General features: G+C 32.5%; 8 protein-coding genes and 2 tRNA genes. 8 read left to right on the top strand and 2 right to left on the bottom strand.

Annotated elements, in window-relative coordinates:
* The 4 genes from ACU4C5_RS02830 (at position 1) to ACU4C5_RS02815 (ending at position 2,427) form a co-directional block, all read left to right on the top strand.
* A complete protein-coding gene (locus ACU4C5_RS02830) occupies positions 1–1,218 on the top strand; it encodes a bifunctional folylpolyglutamate synthase/dihydrofolate synthase (RefSeq protein ID WP_446845541.1) in 1,218 nt (405 codons plus the stop codon).
* 65 nt (positions 1,219–1,283) lie between these two features.
* Positions 1,284–1,358 (top strand) — tRNA-Val (locus tag ACU4C5_RS02825).
* 101 nt (positions 1,359–1,459) lie between these two features.
* Positions 1,460–1,534, top strand: a tRNA-Val gene (locus ACU4C5_RS02820).
* A gap of 119 nt (positions 1,535–1,653) precedes the next feature.
* A complete protein-coding gene (locus ACU4C5_RS02815; protein WP_446845540.1) occupies positions 1,654–2,427 on the top strand; it encodes a LuxR C-terminal-related transcriptional regulator in 774 nt (257 codons plus the stop codon).
* Between the two features lie 340 nt (positions 2,428–2,767).
* On the opposite strand, the gene ACU4C5_RS02810 is transcribed toward ACU4C5_RS02815, so the two are convergent.
* A complete protein-coding gene (locus tag ACU4C5_RS02810) occupies positions 2,768–4,051 on the bottom strand; it encodes a UDP-N-acetylmuramoyl-tripeptide--D-alanyl-D-alanine ligase (RefSeq protein ID WP_446845539.1) in 1,284 nt (427 codons plus the stop codon).
* Positions 4,052–4,121: 70 nt separating this feature from the next.
* Positions 4,122–5,792 (bottom strand): gliding motility lipoprotein GldJ, encoded by a 1,671-nt coding sequence (gldJ, locus tag ACU4C5_RS02805; RefSeq protein WP_446845538.1) that lies wholly within the window; start codon positions 5,790–5,792, stop codon positions 4,122–4,124.
* Between the two features lie 262 nt (positions 5,793–6,054).
* Here gldJ and porU point away from each other — a divergent pair, with 262 nt between their 5' ends.
* The 4 genes from porU to pdhA all read left to right on the top strand — a co-directional run bounded on the left by porU (position 6,055) and on the right by pdhA (position 12,891).
* A complete protein-coding gene (gene porU / locus ACU4C5_RS02800; RefSeq protein WP_446845537.1) occupies positions 6,055–9,921 on the top strand; it encodes a type IX secretion system sortase PorU in 3,867 nt (1,288 codons plus the stop codon).
* Between the two features lie 64 nt (positions 9,922–9,985).
* Positions 9,986–11,221 (top strand): type IX secretion system outer membrane channel protein PorV, encoded by a 1,236-nt coding sequence (gene porV / locus ACU4C5_RS02795; protein WP_446845536.1) that lies wholly within the window; start codon positions 9,986–9,988, stop codon positions 11,219–11,221.
* A 96-nt stretch (positions 11,222–11,317) separates the two neighbouring features.
* Complete coding sequence (gene cdd, locus ACU4C5_RS02790) at positions 11,318–11,800, top strand: cytidine deaminase (RefSeq protein WP_446845535.1); 483 nt, start codon at positions 11,318–11,320, stop codon at positions 11,798–11,800.
* Positions 11,801–11,892: 92 nt separating this feature from the next.
* Positions 11,893–12,891 (top strand): pyruvate dehydrogenase (acetyl-transferring) E1 component subunit alpha, encoded by a 999-nt coding sequence (pdhA, locus tag ACU4C5_RS02785; RefSeq protein WP_446845534.1) that lies wholly within the window; start codon positions 11,893–11,895, stop codon positions 12,889–12,891.
* Positions 12,892–12,893 lie beyond the last annotated feature (2 nt).

Raw genomic sequence — 12,893 nt, 5'->3', positions numbered from 1 at the left:
ATGACTTATACAGAGACTGTAAACTGGATGTTCCAGCAGTTACCCATGTACCAAAATCAAGGGAAAACTGCCTATAAAAAAGATTTAACCAATACCTTATTATTAGCCGAACATCTTAATAACCCAGAACGTGATTTTAAAAGTATTCATGTTGCTGGTACCAATGGAAAAGGCTCCACAAGCCATATGCTAGCTTCTGTTTTACAAGAAGCGGGCTATAAAGTTGGCTTATATACCTCTCCACATTTAAAAGATTATCGTGAGCGTATTAAAATAAACGGTAAAGATATTACCGAAGATTTTGTTGTTGCGTTTATTGAAAAACATCAAAATTTTCTTGAGGCTAATAATTTGTCATTCTTTGAAATGACCGTTGGAATGGCTTTTAGTTATTTTTCCGAAGAAAAAGTAGATATCGCCATTATTGAAGTGGGGCTTGGTGGACGTTTAGATTCTACAAATATCATTACCCCAGAAGTATCTGTAATTACAAATATAGGATTAGATCACACCCAATTTCTTGGAAATACGCTTGAAGCGATTGCTAAAGAAAAAGGAGGTATTATTAAATCTAATGTTCCTGTAGTTATTGGTGAAACTCAAGAAGAAACTCAAGATGTTTTTAAAGTACTTGCCAAAACTCATCACTCAACTATTTATTTTGCAGATGAAACAGTAATTAATATTTTAGAATCTGATTTAGTAGGGAATTATCAGCAACATAATATTAAAACAGTTATAAAAACTATTGATGTGCTTTGCAATCGCGACTTTTTGGTTACTGAAAATCAATTAAAAAACGGGTTGCTTCATGTTGTGAAAAACACCAATTTAAAAGGGCGTTGGCAAGTATTACAAAACCAACCTAAGATTGTTTGTGACACTGCACATAATAAAGAAGGCTTAATTTATATTGTTGAACAATTAAAAACAGAAGTTTTTGATAACTTGCACATTGTTTTTGGAGTTGTAAATGATAAAGATTTAAGCTCAATATTACATCTCTTACCTAAAAAAGCGACTTATTATTTCTGTAAGCCAAATATTTTTAGAGGACTTGATGCAGAAGTTTTACAATCTGCTTTTCTTTCTGAAGACTTACATGGAGAAGTCTATTTAAGTGTAAATGAGGCTTTAATGTCAGCTAAAGCGAATGCAAATCCTGAAGATTTTATATATATAGGAGGGAGTACTTTTGTTGTAGCAGAAATAATTTAAAAAATAGTCTCAAAATATTTTTTTAGTTTCAAAAAGCGTCTTATATTTGCACTCCTCAATACAGAGGGCGACTAGCTCAGTTGGTTCAGAGCACTTGGTTTACACCCAAGGGGTCAGGGGTTCGAATCCCTTGTCGCCCACTTTATTTAAAAACTCTAAAGGAAACTTTAGAGTTTTTAAAATTATTAAAAAAGTATTGCAGGTTTTAAAAAGAGTGTTATATTTGCACTCTCATTACAGAGGGCGACTAGCTCAGTTGGTTCAGAGCACTTGGTTTACACCCAAGGGGTCAGGGGTTCGAATCCCTTGTCGCCCACTTCATTTAAAAACTCTAAAGGAAACTTTAGAGTTTTTTTTATGCCAAAATTTCTTAAAACTCATCTCATTTTGTAGGAAAATGGCTATATTACAGTCTTACATAATTAATAACTGAAAATGCCATTACATAATAGTATTAGAGCCTTTTATGAAGATATTTTTAAATCATTTGATTCGCCTTCTTTAGAAAAACATATTGAGCGAATTAATGACTTAGATACCTTTTTACCACATAATTCTACTTTTTTCTGTGTGACAAATAGTCAAGATTTGAGTTTCGATTTTATTAGTAAAAATATGTATCCATGTCTCGGAATTGATCCAGAGCTGCTTAAAAAAGATGCCATGCGCTATTTTTGGAGTAGGATTCATCCAGACGATGTGAAGCCCTGGTTGGAGGCTTTAAATGCCTTAATGAAATATACTTTAGAGGAAGTTGATCCTTCTGATCGTGATAAAATGAGTTATACGTGGAATTATAGGTTTAAAAATGGTAAGGATGAATATGTTAATGTTATTCAAAATACTACGCCTTTAGAGTTTGATTCTCAAATGAAGCCTGTTATGGGGTTAGCCCATTATACAGTTTTGAATCAACAGACTAAATTGAATATTATTGGAGCGGCTAAATTTTTGAATGCTAATAATGAATATGAAAATCGTTATTATAATGATTTTTCTCAGAAAGCATTATCAAATAGTATTACTAATAGAGAACGTGATGTTGTGAGGTTGCTTGTACTTAATTATTCTAGTAAAAAAATAGGTGAGCTGTTAAATATTAGTTCTAATACAGTGGATACGCATCGTCGTAATATTTTAAAAAAATTAAACATTTCTTCAACAGGTGAACTCGTTGGTTTACTGAAGAATAATATGAGTTTAATTTAAAAAATACTCAAATTGAGTATTGTAAGAATGTAATATATTTAAGATATTTGTATTTGTTACTACTAATTATTTTACGGGAGAAAAATAATTTGCAAAACCTAATCACTTTCTAGTGATTAGGTTTTTTTTTGCTATTATTTGAATGCTTTATAATGAAGAAAAACCAGGTTGTAATTGATTTATATATGTTGTAAGATTTTTGTAAACTTCATACATAATACTCAACTTAAGTATTGTGTATTTCAGGTAAAGCACTCATATTTGAATAGTTAATGTTAATTATTTTACGGGAGAAAATAGTTTGCCAGTCTAATCGCATTTATGTGATTAGGCTTTTTATTTATAGTAGTTTTAAAATACGCTCTAAAGCCATTCCTCTTGATCCTTTTATTAAAATTAAGCTATGGTTTACTTTTTTAAATAAAGCGGATTCAGAAAGCTCTTCAAACGTTTTAAATCTGTGTATTGAGTTGGTTGTGCTTTCTGTTTTATAGAAGTGCTCTCCTATAAGATGTGTTTCTCCTGTAAAATGTGTAGCTATATAATCTACTATATGTTGATGTTCGTTAGCAGATGTTTCTCCTAATTCAAACATATCACCTAAAAAGAGTGTTTTTTGTTCTGCATCATAACCTATAAAATTTTCTAATGCCGCAAGCATACTTGTTGGGTTGGCATTATATGCGTCCAATATTATAGTGTTATTTTCTATTTGTATTGTTTGAGATCTGTTATTGCTGGGTACGTAGGTTTCAATTGCCGATTTTATGTTTTCAACACTTACTTTAAAATAAGTTCCAATTGTAATGGCTGCGCTTAAGTTGCTAAAATTGTACGCACCAGTTAATTGACTTTTTATTTCAGTAGTATTAAAGTTAACGCTTACAAAAGGTTGCGAATTACTTAGCGTAATATTACTGAAGTTTGCAGAGTTTTCCCCAAACTTATATAATTTATCATATTCACCAACTTGTTTAACTTGTATAGGATCATTTGTATTTAAAAAGATAGTTTTATGATGTTGTTTTAAATGGACTAGCAATTCTGATTTTGCTTTTATAACCCCTTCAATACTACCAAATCCTTCTAAATGTGCTTTCCCAAAATTTGTTATTAAACCAAAATCGGGTAGTGCTATATTAGATAAGAATTCTATTTCTTTAGGATGATTTGCACCCATTTCTACAATACCAATTTGTGTGTCTTTAGTGAATTGTAATAAAGTTAATGGTACTCCAATATGATTGTTGAAATTCCCCACAGTTGCTGATGCTATATATTTTTTGGACAACACTGCGTGTATTAACTCTTTGGTAGTTGTTTTTCCATTACTTCCGGTGAGCGCTATTATGGGAATATTTAATTGCTTTCGGTGATAAGTAGCAAGTTCTTGGAGTGCAATGAGAACATTATCTACTAAAAAAATAGTTGTATCATTAGCGTAAGTTACTTCGTCTACAATAGCATATTTTGCGCCATTTTTAATCGCTTTTACAGCAAAAGTATTTCCGTTAAAATTCTCTCCTTTTAAGGCGAAAAACATACTGTTTTTAGTGATTTTTCTAGTATCGGTAGTTATTGTATCCGATTGTAAGAAATAGGTGTAAAGTTGTTCTGTATTCATAAAATAAATGTAATAAAAAAGCTCTAACATTTCTGTTAGAGCTTAGTATATTTTAATTAATTTTTAAAAATTAATGTCCTTTTTTACGACCTTGAGATTTTGATCCAGCTCTAGACATTGCACATCTAAATCCAATATAATCTGTAGCCATATCTTCTGGGTAATAACGTCTTTGTGATGGGTCAATCCAGTAAGCTCTGTCTTTCCAAGAACCACCTTTATAAACTCTTACTTTATCGTTAATTAAAGAAGTTCTGTCGTTTGATGTATCGTACTCTTTAATTAAAGCACCTGTAGAGTCTCTTTCTACGTGGTGATCTGGAGAGTTGTACATTTTACGAGTAGCAGAATTTCCTTCTTCACCCTCATTTTCGTCAAAACTTTCACTATAGTATCTAGATGACGTTACGTCTCCATCTCTGTAGTTAATGTTATCACTTTTATCAAAGTTTGTTCTTAGGTAAGTTTCGTTATCATCAATAGCTACTTTTAAAACTTCACCAGGTAAGTTTCTTGCTATTGTTTTACCATTACTTAAAGTATCGTAAACGATGTCTGCAGAAGTTACTACTACAACAGTACCGTCTTCATTAAGTGCATTTTTAGTATATACATTTCCACGGAAGTAGTTAAAGTCACTAAACTCATCATCTACTATTGGTCTGTAAACATCGGCTACCCATTCAGCAACATTTCCTGCCATGTCGTATAATCCATAATCGTTAGGTTCGTAAGACATTACTTCAGCAGTAATATCCGCACCATCATCAGACCATCCAGCAATTCCACCGTAATCTCCTTTTCCTTGTTTGAAGTTGGCCATTTGATCACCTCTAGTTTGTCTTTTACCAGAACGAGTGTATTGTCCATCCCAAGGATATTTTTTTCTACCTCTATAAACATTATAGCTTCTTAGGTCACTCATTCCAAGTGCTGCATATTCCCATTCAGCTTCAGAAGGTAATCTGTATTTTAATTGTATTGCTCCAGATTCTCTTTTCGCATAAATATTAATAGGATTTCCGTCAGCATCCGTTTGTTGTCTTCTTCTTCCACCTTCTAATACATCTGCATTTCCTCCAAAAGATTGAGTTGGTGCGTTGATGTAAGTATCAATGTTAAAGTTACTATCAGCAGAAGTGTCTGTAATGTTACTGTCTCTTTTTAAGTATCCAGCTTCTTGTAATCCCATCTCAGCTACACGATCTGATCTCCAATCTGCAAATTCTACAGCTTGAATCCAGCTAACACCTACTACTGGATATTCAGCATAACCAGGATAACGTAAATAATTTTCTGTCATCATTTCAGCATAACCTAAACGATTTCTCCATACTAATGTATCTGGAAGTGCTCCGTTATAAATTGCTTTGAAATTTGGATCTTCTGGTGGGTAAACTCTTTTTATCCAATCAAGGTATTCCAAATACATCATATTTGTTACCTCAGTTTCATCCATATAAAAAGATTGTATGTGTTGTTGATTTGGAGTATTGTTCCAATCATGCATCACATCATCTTGTACTTTACCCATAGTGAAAGTACCACCTTCAATAAATACTAAACCAGGAGCGGTTTCTTGCTCTTCAAACTCTGTATTGTATTGAAATCCTCCATTTTTGTCGTTTATATTCCAACCTGTTCCTCTAGAACTGTTCTTTGACGACGATTTGCTACAACTAAACATAGCTAAAGATAGCATTAAAGCTAATACAATCCTTAGATTAAAAACGTTTTTCATGTTCTTCATACTTTTTAAGTAAGCTAAATTATTTTCAGACACGCAATATAGCAATTATAGGTTATATAACAATCTTTTTTTATAAAAATACATTAAAAAAAGATGCATTTCAACCTGTTTTATGTGCAGATAAACGGGTTTATCTGTTTTTAACATTGCATTTTGTTACTTATTAACGGTGCAATAAATCAATTATTGTTGTAATTTTGAATAAAATTATTAATTGTAATACTAACCATAGTATACTGACGTTAATTATAATATGAAAAAATATTTACTCCTTCTATTGGTTGTAGTGAGCTTTACAGTAAATGCTCAGCAAAAAAGCTTTAAAATTGTTTGGGAAGACTCAAAAACGTTACAAACATCTAATGCTAGTCTTGTTGTGCCTGCTTTTAATGCTGAAAACTATAACTTTGACGTGCTCACAGGTGTTACTTTTTTTTCACAATGGGAAAGCACCGTTATTAACGAAAGTTCTGTAACGCTATCAAATGTTGCCTATACTACAATCTCACAATCTTATCTTAAAGATATTCCATTACATACAATTCCTACATCACCTAACTTAAAAATATATAATTCTAGAGCCCGAAGTACAAATTATGCGTATTTAGAAATGAGTCCTATTATAAAGGTAAATGGTGTTTATAAAAAAGTAACGGCTTTTACAGTTAATTATAATACCAACCAAAATAGTAGATCGGCATTTAGTGTTGCACAGTCTAATGCGATTGTTAATTCTGTTCTAAATTCAGGAGAATGGTATAAATTTTATGTTGAAAAATCTGGGGTTTTTAAATTGTCTAAATCTTTTTTAAATGATTTAGGTGTAAATACAAATAGTGTGGACCCTAGAAATATTAAACTATACGGTAATGGAGGTAAAATGTTACCTATGCCAAATGATGAGTATTATCCTTTAGATCTTGCTGAAAATGCGATTCAGTTTATAGGAGAAGAAGATGGAGATTTTGATAGTTCAGATTATATTTTGTTTTATGCTCAAGGTCCTCAGGGTGATGCTAACGATGCCTCAATAAATACTAATATTAACCCTTATACAGATCGTGCTTATTATTATATAAATGTAAGTTCTGGACAAGGAAAAAGAATGCAAAATTTGGCGCAACCTACTCAAGCACCAAGTGTGTCTTTTACAACTTATCATGATTTTCAGTTTCATGAGGTAGATGATTATAATTTAGTAAAAGTTGGTAGACGTTGGTTTGGTGATCGTTTTGGGGTTGAAAACGAAAAGGAATTTGAGTTCAGTTTTCCTAATTTAGTAACTAGCGAGCCTGCAAGAGTGAAAATTTATTTAGGAGCCGTTTCAGATGTGACTACAAGCATGTCGGTAAGTTTAAATTCAAATTCACTAACTACAATGTCATTACAGGGTATAGATAATCCTGTTTTTGCTTCAGGGAATTCTTTTATTTCAGATGTTAATTTAACTTCCGAAGATTTAGTATTCACATTTAATTATAACAATAATGGTAATCCTGCGTCTTATGGTTATCTAGACTATATTTCTGTAGAAGCAACGCGTCAGTTAACTTTTGATAATGATCAGTTTTTCTTTAAAAATAATGATGTTGTTGACCTTTCAGGTGTTGCAGAATATACAATCGCTAATAGTAGTAATTTAGCTGAAGTTTGGGATGTTACAGACAAATTTAATGTGACGCGTGTTGAAAATTCAGAAAATTCAAATGATTTTAGTTTTAAAGCTGAAGCTGGAATTGCTAAAACGTATTTGGCTGTCACGCAATTTGATTATTTTTTTCCTTCAAGAGAAAGTAGCACAACAGTTGCTAATCAAAATTTAAAAGGAACCATATTTAATAACAGTCAAGGTGAATTTCAAGATATTGATTATCTTATTATCTCTCCTGCTAATTTAGTCTCTCAAGCAAAACGTTTAGCCACTATTAATGAAGCTAAATATGACTTGAATGTAAAAGTAGTGACCTTAAATGAGATATATACTGAGTTTAGTTCTGGAGCTCAAGATATTGGAGGAATTAGAAATTTTGTAAAATATGTATACGATAATGCTTCTAATGAAAGTAGTCGTGTAAAATATCTGTGCCTTTTTGGAGATGCTTCTTATGATTATAAAGACCGTTTATCTTATAATACTAATATTGTTCCAACATGGCATTCATACAATAGTTTTAGTTTAACGAGTTCTTTTGTGTCTGATGATTTCTTCGGAATGATGGATCAGAACGAAGGAAACATGAATACGTCAAATAAATTAGATATTGCTGTAGGTAGAATTTTAGCTGAAACGCCTCAACGAGCTACCGAAATGGTTGATAAAATTGAAGCATATCACAGTACTGCATCTTTCGGTAATTGGCGAAATAATATCATTGTAATGTCTGATGATATTGATGAATCTTGGGAAGAGATCTTACAACAAACTACCGATGATATTGGAAATCAAATTACAGCTGAAAAACCTTTTTTCAATGTTGTGAAAATTCATTCAGATGCTTATGAGCAACAATCCGCATCTAGTGGAGACCGTTATCCAGCAGTTAATGATGCTATAAAAAATGCTATTGAAGTGGGCGCTTTAGTGGTTAATTATTTTGGACACGGAGGTGAAGATGGTTTAGCTAGTGAAAGAATTTTTGATAAAAATGATTCTCAAAATATTAGTAACACCTGTAAATACAACTGTTTTGTTACGGTAACTTGCGAGTATACTAGATTTGATGATCCAGGACGTCCAACAGCTGGAGAATATGTGTTTTGGAATACTCAAGGAGGAGCCGTAGGGTTATTAACAACAACACGACAAATATTTGTAAGTGTAGGTGTATCTTTCAATCTTGTTTTAGGACAATATTTATATGATTTCAATAATAATGAACACGTTTCAATGGCAGAAGCTTTAAGATTGACAAAAATCAATCCTTCTGTAACTGGACTATCACAAAAAAGGTTGGTGTTTTTTATAGGCGATCCAGCAATGAAACTAGCAGTGCCAAAACCCGATGTGCGTTTAACAAAAATAAACGATGTAGCAATTTCAGGAGAAACCGATGTCTTACAAGCTTTAGGGCGTGTAAAATTATCAGGAGAAGTTGTTGATGCTTCAGGAAATGTGCTTTCTAATTATGATGGCATTGTCACAATAACTGTTTTTGATAAAAATATTGAAAGACAAACCTTAGCAAATGATGGGATACAACAAAGTGGGTCACTTATTAAATTAGATTTTGAAACTTTAGGAGAAATTATATTTAAAGGTCAAGCTAGTGTAGCAGATGGATTGTTTGATGTAGAGTTTGTAGTGCCAAGAGATATTGGTATTCCCGTAGGAAATGGTAAGGTTAGTTTTTATGCCACGACTAGTAACTCAACAGAAGATCAGTCGGGAGCAAGTTTTGATATTCAAGTTGGAGGTGTAAATGAAAATGCTTCAGAAGATAATGTAGGGCCAGTAATTAACCTTTATATGAATGACCAAAATTTTGTATCTGGTGGAATTACTAATGAGTCACCATCAATATTTGCAAAACTTCAAGATGAAAATGGAATTAACACGTCAAGCGGAATTGGGCATGATATTACCGCTATTATTGATGGTGATGAAACCAATGCTTACGTGTTAAACGATTACTATCAAGCTAATGTAGATGATTATCAAAACGGAGAAGTTTTATTCCCTTTTAGAGATCTTGAACCAGGTTTACATACACTATCACTAAAAGCTTGGGATGTGTATAATAACTCGTCAACTACCGAAATTCAGTTTTTAGTACATGATGAAGATGAGAAACTTGTTATTACTAATGTATTAAATTATCCAAATCCGTTCGTAGATTATACTGAATTTTGGTTTAACCACAATAGTTCAGGTAATTTAGACGTTTCAGTACAGATATTTACCGTTTCAGGGAAAATTGTAAGAACTATAAATGAACAAACCTTAACAGAAGGATGCTGTAATCAAGGTGCATCATCATTATCTAGAAGCATTTCTTGGGACGGAAGAGATGATTTTGGTGATAAAATTGGAAAAGGAGTATATATATATAAACTTAAAGTACGTTCTAATCAGTTAAATAAGCAAGTGGAAAAAATCCAAAAACTTGTAATACTACAATAAAGATTTATATTTGCTGTTACATTAGTACTTACGAAGTATTAAATTTTGAATTATAAAAAATAACATGAAAAAATACATTTTAGCTCTTATTACATTATCAACTTTTAGTATTGTAAAAGCACAAGAAACTGTAATTATTCCAGATACAGATTCTAGAGTAATTACAACAGGAGTGCCATTTTTACTTATCGCATCAGATGCAAGAGCAGCAGGTATGGGAGATATGGGAGTTGCAACATCACCAGATGCATATTCTCAACAATGGAATCCTTCAAAATATGCGTTTTCTGAAACAAAATCAGGAATAGCAGTAAGTTATACACCGTATTTAAGTCAATTAGTAAATGATATTTTTTTAGGAAATGTAACTTACTTTAATCGTATTAACGAAAGAAGTGCCTTTGCCGCAAGTTTTAAATATTTTAGTTTAGGAGAAATTGAAATTGTTCAAGATGAATTCTCTCAAGCCTTAATTGAAAAACCAAACGAATTAACTATTGATGCTTCTTATTCTTTACGTTTAGCAGACCAATTCTCAATGTCTGTGGGATTACGTTATTTAAGATCAGATTTAAAAATACAAGCAGTTGATGCTAATGCAAGCGCAGCAAGTTCGATAGGAGTTGATATATCAGGATACTACCAAAGTGAAGAAGAAGCTTACAACGATTTTAATGGCCGTTGGAGAGGTGGATTTGCTATTCAAAATTTAGGACCATCAATTAAATATGATGATGCGGGAAGAGAAAACTTTTTACCAACTAACCTAAGATTAGGTGGAGGATTCGATTTTATATTTGATGATTACAATAAATTATCAGTAACTGCAGAATTTACTAAGTTATTAGTGCCAACACCTCCAAAAACAGGAACACTTGTTGAGTATAATGAAAGTGGAGAAACACCAGGTTATCAAGAAGACGAAGATGGATTAATTGAAAGTACAGATAATTATATATACGAAGGGCAATCAAACGATGTGAGTTTTTCAAAAGGAATTTTTCAATCCTTTGGAGATGCTCCAGGAGGATTTAGTGAAGAATTACAAGAAGTAACTTGGGCTATTGGTGCAGAGTATCAATACCAAGATTCATTTGCTTTTAGAGCAGGATATTTTAACGAAAGTGAAGAAAAAGGAGCAAGAAAATTTTACTCATTAGGAGCAGGGTTTAAATACACAACAATTAATATTGATATGTCTTACTTGTTTTCAGCATCAAAAGTGCAAAGTCCATTAGAAAATACATTACGTTTCTCTCTAACATTCAACTTTGGAGATGGAGAATATGACGAATATTAATCGTCACAAAAAATAAATTATATTTGAACTATTGTTTTTGTAAAAAAAGACAATAGTTTTTTTGTCTAAAAGAGTATTGCTAACTTAGTAGTAGATATGAAAGAAATAAAAATAGAATCGATACTTCATGTTTTCGATAATATAACTGAAGTGCCAAAAGACGTTTCACTCCTTATGGAGAAAGCATCAGAGGCTAGAGATAGAGCGTATGCACCATATTCAAAGTTTAATGTAGGCGCTGCTATATTGTTAGATAACAATGAAATTATAACTGGTAATAATCAGGAAAACGCATCATATCCATCAGGATTATGTGCCGAACGGACTGCTATTTATTATGCAGGTTCAAGATATCCTAATGCCAAAATTGTAAGAATGGCAATTATTGCAGGATCACAAACAAAGCCAACAGACTCTCCAATACCGCCTTGTGGAGCTTGCAGACAAGCTATAGCTGAGTATGAAGTAAAACAAGACACACCAATTGAACTCTATTTTATGGGGGAAACAGGAAAAGTTGTGAAATCAAAATCACTAGCTAATTTGTTACCTTTATTGTTCGACAAATCATTTCTATAACGATTTCGGTAAATTTTTACGAATTACTGCTTTTGCATTAGTAACTAAAGTAGTATTTTTGTTTTTCCGTATATTAAAATAACGTAGGCAACATGCAAAAAATAACAAAAGAAGTATACCTTAAATGGTATGAAGACATGTTATTCTGGAGAAAGTTTGAAGACAAACTTGCTGCAGTTTACATTCAACAAAAAGTAAGAGGATTTCTTCACTTATACAATGGTCAAGAAGCCGTGTTAGCTGGTGCTTTACACGCAATGGATTTGACTAAAGATAAAATGATAACCGCATATCGTAATCACGTACAACCAATTGGTATGGGGGTAGATCCTAAACGTGTTATGGCAGAATTATATGGTAAGGCAACCGGAACCTCTCAAGGTTTAGGAGGATCTATGCATATTTTCTCAAAAGAACACCGTTTTTATGGTGGTCACGGTATTGTTGGAGGACAAATTCCATTAGGAGCAGGTATTGCTTTTGGTGATAAATATCACGGAAGTGATGCTGTAACATTATGTTGTTTTGGTGATGGAGCCGCTCGTCAAGGGTCACTTCACGAAGCCTTTAACTTAGCAATGTTATGGAAATTACCAGTAGTCTTTGTTTGTGAAAACAATGGTTACGCAATGGGAACTTCTGTTGAACGTACAGCCAACCATACTGAAATATGGAAATTAGGTTTAGGATACGAAATGCCATGTGGACCTGTTGATGGAATGAATCCTATACGAGTTGCAGAAGCTTTTGATGAAGCTATTGCAAGAGCAAGACGTGGTGACGGACCAACATTTTTAGAATTAAAAACATACCGTTATAGAGGTCACTCAATGAGTGATGCACAACATTATAGAACAAAAGACGAAGTAGAAGAGTACAAAAAGATTGATCCGATAAAACAAGTTAAGGATGTTATCTTAGAAAGTGACTATGCTACTGAAGAGGAGATTAAAGTAATCGATAAACGTGTGAAAGCATTAGTTAGCGAATGCGAGAAATTTGCTGAAGATTCTCCTTATCCAGATAAGAACGTAATGTATGATGTTGTTTACGAACAAGAAGATTATCCATTTATACAACATAAACTATAAGT

The sequence above is a fragment of the Lacinutrix undariae genome (assembly GCF_052934785.1).
Note: the sequence above shows the minus strand (reverse complement) of the source record. Positions and strands in the feature narration are given on the sequence as shown.